The following is a 13,977-nucleotide window of genomic DNA, read 5'->3' on the forward strand; positions in this document are numbered from 1 at the left end:
TTTTAGCAAAAGCTTATTAACCTCTCGAGAAAATAAAAATAACATCGAGAGTTCTCTCCAAGATTACGTTTTGCTACCACCGGTGGCTTTTGAGCTATTTGTAATTTATTAGGGGAGCATGGTCGTGCTATCGCACCTATGCTCTTTTCTTGCTTCTTTAATTGACATCGTTCTGATTGCATATCATGTGTAATTTTTCGTGTTGTTGTAAATCAGGCTTTGGTATTTCTCTGGCTCTGTTAGAGAAATTGGGATTATGAAGGGTAGAAAATGGATGTGTTAGGCCAGCTAAATACAGAAAGGGTCAACTCGCTATCGCGAAAAGTCCATAGTACTTGTTACTATGAAAAATACGATGAAGTTTTTCATTCTCGCCAGTCTCATATTGTAGTCGTTCACAATGGGCAATTGAGAGTTCAAACGGGTGACTGTACGCTCGATGTTGCCGCTGGTTGTGGGGTTTACCTTTCTCAAGGGGATTACTTGCTCGAATATACTCCATCAGATGGCCACTATATGGCATCAATGGTTGAATTTGACAACGAACTGGTCAGCCAATTTTTGCAAAAGCATAGTGAATTACTTATGTCGCTGCCAAAAGTTGAGAGCATTCAGTCTGGGTTGTTTCCATTCACTTTGAACATATTGGTAGATCAAGCGTTATCAGGAATTAAGGCGTTAGAGGAGCAGTCTTATCCTGATACTATTATGCGCTTAAAGTACGAGGAAATACTGATCCTACTGCTTCATGGTGATAAAGGAGAAAACCTATATGCATTATTATCACAACTGACTAACAAAACCTCAGACCGACTGCGTCGTTTTATGGAGGTCCATTACCTGAAAGAGTGGAAACTAACGGATTATGCTCAAGAGTTTGGTGCGAGCTTAACGACGTTTAAAGAGCTTTTTAATGAGCATTATGGCGTATCTCCTAGAGCGTGGATCAGTGAGCGTCGCTTGCTGCATGCTCATAAGTTATTGCTCACTAGCAAGATGAGTATTGTCGATGTCGCAATGGAAGCGGGTTTTTCAAGCCAATCTTACTTTACGCAAAGTTATCGACGTCGATTTGGAACGACACCAAGCCGTGTGCGTTCTGGGGAAGAACAAGTGCCTATTGCTAAGTGAAATGTCTGACGACTAAAATTTTCTGACTAATTTTGAAAGGCATTAACTGGCGCAAACTCTATAATGATTAGCGTAACAACGAATCAAACTAATACCTCTACTTCCTTCTGGATTGTTCGAAGTAGATGCGGAGAACAACACCGATGAAAAAGCTGCATTGGCGACGCCGTTCGCTTTTTCCTAATAACATTGTGGCGCAAAGGAAGGTCACTGTCTTGCATAGAGGCACAAGATATGAGGGGCTAACCCAATCATCACAAGTGTCCAATGTTGTTAATGTCAATCACCGACAACTTCTAAGTGAAGGAGTTTTGAGTTCTGAGCAATTGTCTTTGCTGCAACGTTTACTTGACCGTAATGTCGTTGATTGTCTATGTGCTAGCCAAGTGGTCAAAATCTATCAAAGGTTTGGTACCTCTCTAGACCGATTCGCAATGCGCCTCTTTCTCGAAGTGGGTGGGCAATTGAGTGATAGTCATGTGTTGAGCTCTTTTGAGCAAAGGCTGGATTATATTAATGGTCGATTGGGGTTCCGTTTCAATTTGGCATTCCCCAAAACGCTGATTCTTTCCATGTATTTAGCCATTAATGAATGGGTTAACCGAAAGACAGATCAGACGATACTGCATGACACCATTAAACTTGAACAACTTATCAATCAACTGGGTATTCAGAAAGAGTATTGGTTGAGACTGTCGGCGGAAGAGAACAGTGCAATTTTCGCAGATCAGCAGTTATCGCTGATTCAGAGGCAGCAGAGTGAGCTGTATGAACAGCTTGATGTTCTTAATGAACAACAAAATCAGGTCGTGGAATCCCACCGAACTACCGTAGAAGAGTGGAAGCCAACGCTGGAAAAACTAAAGGGCCTATCTCAGCACGGCAAAACATCAGATAAGTTTATCTCTGAATGGAAAGGCTGGTGTGCTGAAGCCCGAGTTCAAGCACCTGAGCTTAAAGACGTTTGGGATGCTTGTGACCATGTTTACAGCGATTTGAATGCGGTTGCGAAGATTTGGCAGTGGTTTCAAGACATGCATACCGTGGGGTATGTGGATCACTATTATTTTGATATTCAGAGTAATCAATGCGGTCAAGCGTGTAACCACCTCAGTCAGATTTAAATAGAGCTAAATATGTTAGATCAAATGATGAAATCTCTCGCGGTAACGCTGGGGGGTGGGGATTTTATTATCTCAAATAATGGTTCCTACGATATCGAAGTCGACCAGATGCTGCTTAACATTCGGCAGCATTCATCATGGGTCTTGTGGGAAACCGTTCTCCCCTTTCAGTTTGAACAGCACCTCGATTTCCAAAAAGAGCAGGCACTCAAGCATTGTATGCAGCTCTCTTTGAAGACACTGCGCGATACGAGAAGCACACTGACGGTTAATGATAACGAACAGTTGATTGTGCAAGGAAAGATGAAAATGGAAAGCGCAACCACAGAGGTATTGTGCACTCAGCTCTCCCAGCATGTGAATTTGGTCGAGCAGTTAAGTGCTGTGTTAGAGCATCAACGCGTCAATCATACCGTCAGCCACAGTATTTGGATTCCATAATGCTTTCCGTTTTAAAAAGACAACTAAGCCGACTAGTTTGGTCTGTTGCATGTACTTTGAGTGTGTTCGCGGTATTGCCTTTACACGCATCAGAGTTGGATTGGCCTGACCAGCCGTTTCGTTACTATGCGGACAACGATTCTTTAAAAGAACTATTGAATAACTTTGGCGCTAACTATCGCGTTTCTGTGTCGGTCAGTGACAAGGTCAATGATCGAGTTAGTGGCCGATTTACTCCAGAAGACCCAGCCGAGTTTCTCGACTACCTAGCACAGGTCTACAACATGATGTGGTATTTCGATGGCGCGGTGTTGCATGTGTACAAAGCGACGGAAACCCGTTCACGACTGCTACAGCTTGAACTTCTGACGGCCCGTGAACTGCGCAGTACTCTGATATCGACAGGGATTTGGGACTCTCGCTATGGTTGGCGTGCGGCAGAGAACAAAGGGTTGGTTTATTTAGCTGGCCCACCTAGATACGTTGATTTGGTTGTGCAAACAGCCGAAGCGCTGGAAAGCCGGTTGGTTCAAAAGTCGAACTCTACTGATGAGCTGTTTGTTGAAATTATTCCTTTGAAATATGCCTCGGCGACAGATAGAGAAATTACTTATCGCGATCAAGGGGTCACGGTGCCGGGCGTAGCTTCAGTATTGAGCAGAGTCTTGTCGGGTGTTCAAACTAAGATAAAGGCGACTAGAGAGGGTGAAGAAACGGATATTAATACGGCTGCAATCACGACGAAGAATGTTTCTGTGCATGGCGGCGCATCAGTAGAGGCTGAGCCTGGATTAAACGCCATTATAGTTCGTGATACACAAGCGCGCTTGCCCTTGTACCGCAAGTTAGTCGCTCAGTTGGATCAGCCACAGTCACGAATCGAAGTTGCACTCTCGATTGTTGATATCAGTGCGAACGATTTGAGTCAATTGGGTGTGGATTGGCGAGCGGGTCTTGACGTAGGCAACAACAGCATTCTTGACATAAAAACCACGGGTGATGTTGATGGTGGCGATGTAACGCTAGGCAGCGGGCAGACTTTCAAATCATTGCTTGATGCGACCAACTTAAATTATCTGTTGGCTCAAGTTCGCTTATTGGAATCTCAAGGCAGTGCTCAAGTTGTGTCTCGACCTACTTTGCTAACTCAGGAAAACGTGGAGGCAGTCTTGAACAACAGCAGCACTTTCTACGTTAAGTTGGTCGGTAGAGAAACGGCAGCCCTTGAAGAGGTGACCTACGGTACTTTACTGCGCATCGTTCCACGTATTGTCGGAGACCGATTTGTTGAAAGGCCCGAAATCAACCTAAGTTTGCATCTTGAAGACGGTGCTCAAATTCCAGATGGTGGTGTTGATGATGTGCCATCTATTCGCAAGACAGAGATCAGTACGCTGGCGACGGTTAAGCAAGGACAAAGCCTGTTAATCGGTGGTGTATACCGTGATGAAGTGAGTCATCAGCTGCGGAAAGTCCCTTTATTGGGGGACATTCCATACCTTGGTGCCTTGTTTCGAAGTACCACTGATACCACCAGAAGAACGGTGCGCATGTTCATTATTGAGCCGAGAATTGTTGTCGATGGCATTGGTGACAACGTGCTTATCGGTAATGAGTATGACTTAAGGCCTAAGCTCGGTGCCTTGAATAATATTTCAAATAACAGTGCAGGTCTGAAATCCGCACTCGCGCTCTACAGTTGTTCATCTCAAGTACAAGCGGAGCGTTATCAGCAAGACCTGTTGTCACAGGGTAAGTCTTCTGTGCTATCGCAATGCGAGCTGCCTTCGGGACAAAAAGGATGGCGAGTGCAAATCAAAGAGTGTGATGGCTCAGATAATCATTGCCTTCGACCATTAGAGGAGAATTAGCCTCAATGCAGCAATGGAAAATTCGTATTCTCTCAGGTGTTCATGCCGGAGTAGAGGTGACCTTACCCAATGACTCATTGGTTTTGGGGAGCGATGACTTTACCGCCGATCTTGTATTAACCGATTCAGACATCAAGGGGAGTCACCTTGTATTGGTATGCAATGGCGATAGCGTTTTACTGCGTGACTGTGAAGACGTTTCGATCAATAACGAAAGCGTTACGGTTGACGCTGATGGGGTGGAATTATCACGTAACGCTTTGCTTTCGGTTGGTCGCTTGACGTTTGCGGTAGGACACCTTGAAGACGACTTGGTGAGCGATATCGCGAGGGAAACCACAGATAAACAACCAGTATCGGTCAGCCATAAAGCGTCATCAGGTTGGAAGAGAACGTTTTTGCTCGGCTTGATGTGTAGCTTGATCCCAAGCGTGATATTTGCCGGTGTTTGGTATAGCCAAATCCGAGCCAGCGACAACGATACCATCACGGCAGCAGAGCCTATCGTTTTAGTTCGCAATATTCTCAGCGAATTGAAACTTGATGATGTGCGGGTTGAATGGAATGCAACAGTAAGGCAGGCGGTACTGGAAGGATACGTTGAGGATAGAACCGCAAAACTGCAGCTATTGGGAAGAATTGACGCGCTTGGGCTCAACTACAAAAGTGACCTGCGAACCATGGAAGAGATTCGTCGCGGTGTACGCTTTATCTTACGTAACCTCGGTTATCATCAAGTTAAAATTGAGAATGGTGAAGAGACTGGCACGCTGCTCCTAACGGGGTACATTGATGACGCGAGCCGTTGGAGCCAAGTCGAGCAGATATTAGAACGTGATGTCCCAGGACTAGTCGCTTGGAAGGTCGAATTGCAAAGAGCGGGAGCCTATATGGATACGCTCAAAACATTGCTTGAAAAAGCAGAGTTACTAAAGAAAGTTCAGCTAGCGACAAGTGACGATCGTATCGAAGTACGGGGTGAGTTGGACGATATCGAGACCACTCGATTCTATGGGGTTACGAGGGATTTCCGTGAGCAGTATGGCGAGAAACCTTACTTGGTTTTGAAGTCCATTCCGAAAGTAAGCAAGGGCACTAACATCGATTTTCCGTTTCGAAGCGTGAATTTCGGTCAAGTCCCTTATGTGATCCTTACGGACAATGTTCGTTATATGGTAGGGGCTCGAACCCCTCAAGGATATCGCATTTCTAGCGTCACCCCAGCAGGAATTGAGCTGGTGAAAGGCGGGCGAGTGATCACGATCAATCTAGGGTATGAAGGTGGAAATACCAATGACAAATCTTGAACAACTACTACAAAGCGACTCGGGGCAGGAACAGAAAGAGGCCATTATTCTCAAGTTCAAGCAAGCGCAATCTGCGGTTAAGCGCCAGCTTGATTTAGGCTGTACACCCCATGAATATCAGTTGCTACTCAAACAGCATGAAGCCTATCAAGCGGCCTTAGCTGTGATTGAAACTGTCGAATGCAATAAATAAACAAGAGGCAATACCTATGTCATTTTATGATCCGAGTAATAGTGTTTATCTCGATGATGTTAAAGCGAAACTAGAAGAACAAGCAAAGGCGGCGAATGAGGCCGTGAACGTAGCGATCAAAAACTTAGAATCCAACGCTGATGACCCATCAAAGCTGGCTGAATTGCAGCATACTATCAACAAATGGTCAGTGATTTATAACATCAATGCGACCACAACTCGCGCAATTAAGGATGTGATGCAGTCGATTCTACAGAAGGTGTAGGTTATGGAAAAAGACATGCGTTTGCTGCTGGCCGAAACGGCTTTGATGGCAACCGGTATACATCGCCACGAAGAGGCAGAGACGATTGCATCTTGCCTCGAATCCCAAAGGGGTACCGAGGAGGTCGTTGCAATGATTCGCTCTATGAGTTTGATGAACCGCGGTCGCTACGAAGAGGCTCATCGCTTGCTTGAACCAGTTTGCGAAGACTCTACTGATTTAGTCTGCTTAGCGGCTCTCGCTGCTGGTAAAGCAGGGTTAGCGAGCAAAGCTGAATCTTGGCTGGCGATTGCTTCAAAAGGCAGTGAGGAAAGCCAAGCGTTTACTGCGAGCTTCTCTCAGGATATCAGGAACCTTTAATGAAGGTTGAAAACAACTCGCTCAACTATGTGCTAAGTCAGGTTCAGCAGCCAGCCAGAGTTGCTCCGCTCGAGGCACACAAGATGAGCCGTTTGATGAGTGAAAGTGCATCTGACAGCAGTTCATCAAACAAGAGTGCATCGCCAGTGCAAAAAACTACAGACATAGTCTCTCAATCTGAGGCCAAAGTGACGGCAATTAAAGAGTGGTATGAGGTGCTCAAGAGTTCCGGAAACTTCAGCTTAACGGCACTTAACCGCTCACTTGACGGAGTGCTTACTTCTTCAAGCGATCAGAAAGAAGCGTTGTGGTATGCACTTAACCAGGAAAGAAGCGCAAAAGGCACCGATAAAGCGTCACCAGAATTACTGGCTTCATTCGAACAAGAATTATTGGGCAGTTTTTCTGGACGTTTACTAGCAGATCCTCCAAAAGACCGTGAGGAGCTAAAAGTGTTGCTGTCTGAGCATTTCTCTCTGAGTGCGCAAAAGGAACAAGCACTTTGGCATAGCTGGGCCGAGTTGAAAGAGACTTCTGATCAACAGTCATTGTTAGACCTAGTACGGGAAGAGTTGAGTTTTGTTATACAAATCAACTCGATGGTCAAAAACATGCTGACTTACAGCCACAAACTAGATCTTTCATAGGAACGCAGATGATTAATACGCAGTACACCGAAGTCATACAGACGAATCTAGAGCAAGTGCAGGATGCACAAGCTCAGGATGGGCTTAGTGAACGTTTCGAGCAAGCGATGTCGGTCCCGGAAGGAAACAATGGCTTGGAAGGTGGTTTGTTAGAAAACATTAGCGAACTGAAAAATACCATCGATAACGCAAAAAGCAGTTTAGCTGACAGCATGAAAATGGTGGGCGACGATCCTGCTCAGCTTTTGCAAATGCAATGGGCGTTGACTCGAATTACCTTTCAAGAGGAGCTGATCGCCAAGACGGTAGGTAAAACGACGCAAAATGTAGAAACACTGTTGAAGGCACAGTAGCGATGATGAAAGTAAAAGCCATGATGAAAGCAATAGTCATGACAAAGGTAGTAGTTGCAATGAGGTCAGTCACCACAAGAAAAAAAATGCGTGCAGTAAGCATGTTACTGGTTCTATTTTTGGTGGGGTGTCAGACCGAACTTTACACCGGCGTGAGCCAGAAAGAAGGCAACGAAATGTTGTCAATCTTACTTTCTGAAGGCGTCGTCGCCACCAAAGAACCAGATAAAGACAACACCGTCAAGTTGATGGTGGATAAGGCACAAATAGCGTTCGCGGTTGACGCGCTTAAGCGCAAAGGTTATCCAAGAGAGCAGTTCTCGACACTGAAAGAAGTCTTCCCCAAAGACGATCTGATTTCTTCTCCGCTTGCCGAGCGAGCCAGACTTATTTACGCGAAATCGCAAGAGTTGTCGTCCACATTGTCACAAATTGACGGCGTGCTAGTCGCTCGCGTCCACGTTGTACTTGAAGACCAAAACCTTCGTCCTGGTGAGCGCCCAACGCCGGCATCGGCATCTGTTTTTATCAAGCATGCCGCCGATGTCGCGTTGGATTCTTATATCCCACAAATAAAACTATTAGTGAATAACAGCATTGAAGGGCTGAACTACGACCGTATTAGTGTGGTTATGGTGCCATCTTCGGAAGTACGCGTGATATCTCAAGATAATCAATTCGAAAGCATTCTGTCGATTCAAGTGACCAAAGACACGGCAAGCCATCTGATTTCTATCCTTGTTTTCTTGGTACTGCTGATCATTGGCTCTAACGCAGCAACGTTTGCTTGGTGCCGCAGGAACGTGAAACGTGGTTAATTCCGAAACGCCAGTTTCCCAAATTCAGCATCAGTTTAACTATTGCCCTTGCAGCTACATTGACGAAAGTTGGATAACGGAAAAACAGTCTTGGTTGTTAAAACTCCAAGGCTGGAGAAACCAAGCGGCCATCAATCAGTGGTGTATTGAAGACTGGGAGTTATCGCCAATTACAGATCATGCTTTTAATCATCCATACAACAGTTTGGCTTTGCTGCCTGTTGAGGCAACAGATCGACTGCTGTTGATGATTGGCGGAATCATGCATTGCCAAGCGATGCGCCAAGTGGTACTAAAGCAACCTAAACAATGTCTTAATCAGGTTTTTGGGGTGGATGAAACGCGTTTTTTGATCCAACAAGGGCCGATGATGATTTCCAACTGGCCCAGCGGTTGGCAAAAGCCACTGCCAACCAGCCTCGATGAAAAAAGCTTTGAAAAGACAGCCCGAGAGCTAGGGTATTTATGGATCAAGTTCTTATTGGCAAAGTCACCATCAGAGTTAGTGCAACGATGGCAGTTCAAGCTCGAACGTCAACTGACGTTGGCGGATCATAGTGCAGATTGGTTGGATGACACGCATCGCGATCTCGCATATCGACTTATCAAGAAAATCGCAAAACAGGTAATTCCTCAATGGTTTCATTTGTTGAAATAAAAACCGACAACTTGCAATTGGCACCGGGCTTAAAAGTGCTTAAAGCAAAGGACTATGTGAGTTACTTAGATTCACAGCATCTGGTTGAGGCGGCGCACTCAAAAGCAGAAAGCATCATTGCCAAAGCGGATGAAGCCTATGAGTTAGAGAGGCAGCGAGGTTATCAGGATGGCATCGATCAAGCGAAGATCGAGAACGCTGAAACCATGCTGGCCACACTTGCTCGATGCAACGAATACTATTTGCAGGTCGAGCATAAAATGACAGGCGTTGTGCTCGATGCCGTTAGAAAGATCATCAACAGCTTCGATGATGTGGATACTACGGCAAGTGTCGTGAGAGAGGCGCTCCAGCTTGTCAGTAACCAAAAGCAAGTGATCCTGCATGTACACCCAGATCAGGTTACTGAAGCTCGGGAGAAAGTGTCTTCCATACTCAGTGATTTCCCAGAGGTGGGGTACGTTGAAGTCATTGCCGATGCGCGTTTAAAAAACGGCGGCTGCATATTGGAGACAGAGGTCGGTATTATTGACGCGAGTATCGACGGTCAACTGCAAGCGCTTAAGCAAGCTATTACTAAGCAATTGAGTGAACGTCAACAGATACAGCCTTAACGCGTTTATTTTTGCTCACCGAAAGTCCAGCCATGCTGGGCTTTTTTATTTCCAGTGGTTGGCTATTTCCAGACTTAGCATCAATTTTCTATCACATAAATGCAGATGACAGTTGTGAGCGCTAACCGATAAAAGGTGTCCTAAAAACTTCTGGCCAAAAGTGATATATGGCGAATACCCTTGCGCTTATCGTTTTGACTACTCAATACGAAAAGGGTCCTCGCAATGAACAAAGAAGAAATCATAAACAACTGGCTGTCTGATTTATCTGGCGGGCAATGGCAGCTTTTGAATGGTCAATGCAACTTGGTTGGCGAAGATGGCATGCATTACGCCACGATTTTCAATTATGAAAACCGCATGGTGGTCATGTTCCCCTTGTCACCAGCCAAACAGCCAGAGGGAGGAATATCACCCTCCAAACTGCTGGCGCTGAATTCTCACCCTGATGTTGTCGGCATTGCGTCGTTCTCGTTAGCCGCAGACAACACCACTGTTGTACTTAATTTTGCATTGCCGGATGAGTCAGTGGTGAATAGCGACCTCAATATCTTTTGGCAAAATGCACTCAGTTTACGCAGTGCTTTGTTTGATGCGATCACTGAATCCACTGCGGGGTGATCGATGCAAACAACGATCAGAACAGACGGCGCGGCAAGCACTGCGGCTTTGCTGTCCCCGCAGCAGACAACAAGCGCGTCTAATATCTCTTTAAGTCAGGTTTCATCGGTCTCCGTTTCCTTAGTCGGCAATCAACCGCCGCTGAACACCCAACCAGCCCCGATGCCACCATTGCGTCAGGCCGAGGAAGAGTTTAATCACGCCATCATGCGTGCTGCCCAGTATGAAGGTAGCATTGAAAATTTAGTCCGAGATAAGGTAAATGCGCAGTTTCCAACAACCTCTGACGCGGTGAAAAACCAGATAGTCGCTCAGTCGGTGGAAAAGATTGCAGAAGCCAACCAAGCATTTGAGTTTAACCATTTGGGCAATGACCTGCTGCAGAGCCCTGCCGTTGAGTACATGTCTCAATCGTTTTTGCGTCGGATCCTAGAAAACGTAGCGATCGCTCAAGCGAAAGATCCTTCAGTGCCAGTAGCAAAGAAAAATGAAGACGCTGGCATCGGTTTTCTGGACGGCTGGAGTGATGATGACGTTAAGTGGGCAGAACAGCTCAACAGCGTACTCAAGGACCCTAAAGCCAATGCTCGGGTACTGACTACATTAGCTTATAGCCATTTGAGGGTATTTCGTGATCCTTCACGACTTAAGATGATGGGCGATGCTGTGAATCAGCCGCTGCTGAATGCTAAGGAAGCAAACCAAAGGCTGAACATTTTCCACTTACACGGTGAAGGGGCGCAGCCAGAGATCTCGACGCCGACCACCACCCAGCCCCACGGTTGGGCATGGCTTAAGTATGCCGATTGGAATACAAGTGAAGTGCTCGGCAACAAAACCGGCAATGACTTTATCGGCAGTCGTCAAAATGGCGACCCTCACAAAGGGACCGGATTCAAGTTTCAAGGAATGCAGGAGGCTATGAAGCCTGCGGCTTATCACAACGACGCTGTTGCTTTAAAAGAGCGTCCAGAACATGAGTCCGGCTATGGTGGTTTCGTTATCAATGACAAAACGTTAACCACGATTGGCGACGATAAACCAACTTCGGTCAACTGGCGCCAACAAAACATGGATAAGAAGTTACCTATGTTTGCGGGGCCATCCAGTACCACCTCTTTTATGTACGAAGTGGCACGCCTTCTCAAAATGCCTGCTTCTGAAGCGCAAGCCTTTCGAGCCTTGCTGTTGGGGTGGATGATTCAGCCGCGTGATCACAGCTTTACAGAGATCATGGGAGCACTGGATGCTTATGCAATGGAGCACAATGACCACGGCGCTGCGACAGTAGACAGTGATGGCATGATGACGTGGCAAGCACGTGAGACGGGCAATTGGCTTGGTGCTTACGAGGGGCTGATAACCCAAGACATCGACTTACCCGGTATGGATGCCAAGACAATCACACTAAATGGACAAGAGGTTCATCTACCCGCGATTGAACCGGTGAAAATGAGTGTCGAAGAGTTCGATCAATCTGTCACTCAAGGGAAAGGCTACCCATCACAATATGCAGGGAGTGAGTATCTTGATGTTCTGGCGCAGGCCGCGCAGAGTGATCAAGAAGCAGACGATACCTTTGGCCTAGCTTCAGAGAAAATTCACTACGCTCCGCAAAATATGAATGACTTGAAGTTATACAATACCGAGCAGCGAACCATGCCGGAATTGCCTGAGCGAAAACCGTCAGGGCAACCATTTATCGATGGTGTTAAAGCGGAAGCGTTAGGCAACTGGTTGGAGGGGCAGTCTCCTGCGCAATACCAACAGCTTCTCGGTAATGCTGCGTCTTTGTTGGCGGAATCTTCACAGGAAGGATCGCTAAGTAATGTTTTTCGTTACGGTGAGCGTAATGACGTGTGGGAAACCTTTCGCACGGTAGATAAGTCGAACATGCTTGATGCTCAGTTGGTGCTCAAAAACAAACCTGATCACCAAGATGCGTTGGCCTTTTTAAAGGATGTCGCGAGTAGTAAAACCACATCAACTGAACGTCAACAAGCGGTATTAGAGGCCATTGGTGATGATGCAAATAACCAAGCGACGCTGATTAACGCGATGCTGCTGGCGACGACTCGATTCTATACAGGGAATGGCGCAAATATTATCAACCCAGGCTACGGCGATTTTGCTCCACCAAAGAACGAGAGTGAAATGGAGATGCGTCTTCAATCGTTCCTAAAACGTAATCAATACACGAGTTCTGCTGAGCGAGCGCAAGCGAAGAAAGAGTATCGCCAGAACGTGGATATGTTACAGGCTGCGATAGACTCTCCAATGTTTGAACGATACTCCGGTAAAGTCTGGCACGGCTGTCACACCAGTGTTGCCGATGCTGCGTTAGAGAAGGGAACCGGTTTTCAGTTTCCTGGCTTTATGAGTACAACGCGTGCTCCAGACGTGGCACAAAGTTACATGGCGAAAGGTGCGCTTTTGGTCATTAACCCGGCGCCAGACCTTGGGGTGAATATTGAACCCATCAGTAATGCGGAAGGTGAGAGAGAAATCTTGGTTCCTGCAGGGACGTCTTTTACTGTGGAACAAAGCTATACCTTACACCTGGAGAAAGGTTACCCGCCTTCAGCCAATACGGCGATGAAAAAGCGAATTTACGATGCAGAAGTGGCTACGGGGAGCCGCAAACCTCATGTGACCATACGCATAACGACGCCAGAGATGGAGAAAGCGGGCCTAAGTGGTCAAAGCGATCCAAAAGGAGAGGCAGAACTTTCTGACTTGATTGATCATATCAAGAAAAATCCCTCGAACATGGAAGAGCAAACCAAAGTTGTGGTATTGAGCCGAGAGTCCAGTGCACTAAGCGCCAATACAGCGAATGCGGATAAAGCGGCAACAGAAGCCTTTAAACCAATGTACTCTGGTGGCTTTGTTTAGCCAAGAAGCTTAACCACCTAAGTTAGTCTAGCCAACTTGTAAAGCTCAGCACATCATGCTGAGCTTTTTTATCATCATGTGCCTTAATATAAACGGCTTAAAATGAAAAAAAGCCGACCATATCTAGCATATTCCCCCATCTGTATTCAGCATAATAACCACACCAGCCAACACTTTGCGATTATCTAAACCGCAGAGATGTAAATACTAATAAATACAAAATAGGAATGTAAATCAGATGGTCAACGGATTTATATCGACTCTTCTAAACGACTTTGCAAAGCGTTGCCAAATGGAAACGCTGGAATTTGATGAAGAAGGCTGTTGCCAATTAATTCTTGATAACGAAGTAGCAATTACACTTCGCTCAAGTGAAGAGAAGTTGACGCTTATTGGCTTAATTTCAGGTGAGAAACCGCATCCCGATGTTTATTTTAAGCACATGAAAGCAGCATTAACAAAAGATGAGCCCTACGTATGTTGGGATGAAGATGCTGGCTACATCGGTTTTATTCACATTCATCAGATAATGTTAACCGAGACATATTTTGAAACGTCGATTGCTCAATTTGTTGATTGGTTAAAGCTGTCAGCAAGCCCGCAGGGGCAAGTGGCGCAAGAACAGAAACAAACACGGACAATAGATACGGCACAATTTGCCACATTAAGGGTATAAATA

At 46.0% G+C, this 13,977-nt stretch carries 16 protein-coding genes; all 16 read left to right on the forward strand.

Features of this window, described 5'->3' with window-relative positions:
• Nucleotides 1-270 precede the first annotated feature (270 nt).
• The 16 genes from JC606_RS15235 (at nt 271) to JC606_RS15310 (ending at nt 13,974) form a co-directional block, all read left to right on the forward strand.
• Entirely contained in the window at nt 271-1,131 is an 861-nt protein-coding gene (locus JC606_RS15235; protein ID WP_063522654.1) for a helix-turn-helix transcriptional regulator, read from the forward strand.
• Between the two features lie 143 nt (nt 1,132-1,274).
• Nucleotides 1,275-2,255: a T3SS regulon anti-activator ExsD domain-containing protein gene (locus tag JC606_RS15240; protein ID WP_137408176.1), complete on the forward strand. Its 981-nt coding sequence runs from the start codon at nt 1,275-1,277 to the stop codon at nt 2,253-2,255.
• 12 nt (nt 2,256-2,267) lie between these two features.
• Nucleotides 2,268-2,696 (forward strand): YscB family type III secretion system chaperone, encoded by a 429-nt coding sequence (locus JC606_RS15245; protein ID WP_137408177.1) that lies wholly within the window; start codon nt 2,268-2,270, stop codon nt 2,694-2,696.
• Entirely contained in the window at nt 2,696-4,567 is a 1,872-nt protein-coding gene (gene sctC / locus JC606_RS15250; RefSeq protein ID WP_137408178.1) for a type III secretion system outer membrane ring subunit SctC, read from the forward strand. The genes JC606_RS15245 and sctC overlap by 1 nt, the downstream gene beginning before the upstream one ends.
• A 5-nt stretch (nt 4,568-4,572) precedes the next feature.
• Nucleotides 4,573-5,874 (forward strand): type III secretion system inner membrane ring subunit SctD, encoded by a 1,302-nt coding sequence (sctD, locus tag JC606_RS15255; protein WP_137408179.1) that lies wholly within the window; start codon nt 4,573-4,575, stop codon nt 5,872-5,874.
• Complete coding sequence (locus tag JC606_RS15260; protein ID WP_017107480.1) at nt 5,861-6,067, forward strand: EscE/YscE/SsaE family type III secretion system needle protein co-chaperone; 207 nt, start codon at nt 5,861-5,863, stop codon at nt 6,065-6,067. The genes sctD and JC606_RS15260 overlap by 14 nt, the downstream gene beginning before the upstream one ends.
• Nucleotides 6,068-6,083: 16 nt before the next feature.
• The gene (gene sctF / locus JC606_RS15265) at nt 6,084-6,332 is read left to right on the forward strand and encodes a type III secretion system needle filament subunit SctF (RefSeq protein WP_017107479.1); all 249 of its coding nucleotides are present in this window, start codon (nt 6,084-6,086) and stop codon (nt 6,330-6,332) included.
• Between the two features lie 3 nt (nt 6,333-6,335).
• Nucleotides 6,336-6,692: a YscG family type III secretion system chaperone gene (locus JC606_RS15270; RefSeq protein ID WP_137408180.1), complete on the forward strand. Its 357-nt coding sequence runs from the start codon at nt 6,336-6,338 to the stop codon at nt 6,690-6,692.
• On the forward strand, nt 6,692-7,339 hold the full coding sequence (locus JC606_RS15275) for a YopR family T3SS polymerization control protein (RefSeq protein ID WP_198778907.1): 648 nt from the start codon (nt 6,692-6,694) through the stop codon (nt 7,337-7,339). Before JC606_RS15270 ends, JC606_RS15275 begins: the two co-directional genes overlap by 1 nt.
• An 8-nt stretch (nt 7,340-7,347) precedes the next feature.
• On the forward strand, nt 7,348-7,692 hold the full coding sequence (gene sctI, locus JC606_RS15280) for a type III secretion system inner rod subunit SctI (protein WP_137408182.1): 345 nt from the start codon (nt 7,348-7,350) through the stop codon (nt 7,690-7,692).
• Between the two features lie 59 nt (nt 7,693-7,751).
• Nucleotides 7,752-8,510: a type III secretion system inner membrane ring lipoprotein SctJ gene (sctJ, locus tag JC606_RS15285; protein ID WP_137408186.1), complete on the forward strand. Its 759-nt coding sequence runs from the start codon at nt 7,752-7,754 to the stop codon at nt 8,508-8,510.
• The gene (gene vscK / locus JC606_RS15290) at nt 8,503-9,168 is read left to right on the forward strand and encodes a SctK family type III secretion system sorting platform protein VscK (RefSeq protein WP_137408183.1); all 666 of its coding nucleotides are present in this window, start codon (nt 8,503-8,505) and stop codon (nt 9,166-9,168) included. The genes sctJ and vscK overlap by 8 nt, the downstream gene beginning before the upstream one ends.
• Nucleotides 9,147-9,782: an HrpE/YscL family type III secretion apparatus protein gene (locus tag JC606_RS15295; RefSeq protein ID WP_137408184.1), complete on the forward strand. Its 636-nt coding sequence runs from the start codon at nt 9,147-9,149 to the stop codon at nt 9,780-9,782. The genes vscK and JC606_RS15295 overlap by 22 nt, the downstream gene beginning before the upstream one ends.
• 225 nt (nt 9,783-10,007) lie before the next feature.
• The gene (locus tag JC606_RS15300; protein ID WP_198778908.1) at nt 10,008-10,403 is read left to right on the forward strand and encodes a hypothetical protein; all 396 of its coding nucleotides are present in this window, start codon (nt 10,008-10,010) and stop codon (nt 10,401-10,403) included.
• Between the two features lie 3 nt (nt 10,404-10,406).
• On the forward strand, nt 10,407-13,298 hold the full coding sequence (locus JC606_RS15305; RefSeq protein WP_198778909.1) for an ADP-ribosyltransferase: 2,892 nt from the start codon (nt 10,407-10,409) through the stop codon (nt 13,296-13,298).
• A 238-nt stretch (nt 13,299-13,536) separates the two neighbouring features.
• Nucleotides 13,537-13,974, forward strand: a complete 438-nt coding sequence (locus tag JC606_RS15310) for a CesT family type III secretion system chaperone (protein ID WP_137408924.1) — start codon at nt 13,537-13,539, stop codon at nt 13,972-13,974.
• Nucleotides 13,975-13,977: the final 3 nt, after the last annotated feature.

This window comes from Vibrio sp. IB15 (assembly GCF_016406055.1).
Lineage (GTDB): Bacteria > Pseudomonadota > Gammaproteobacteria > Enterobacterales > Vibrionaceae > Vibrio > Vibrio chagasii.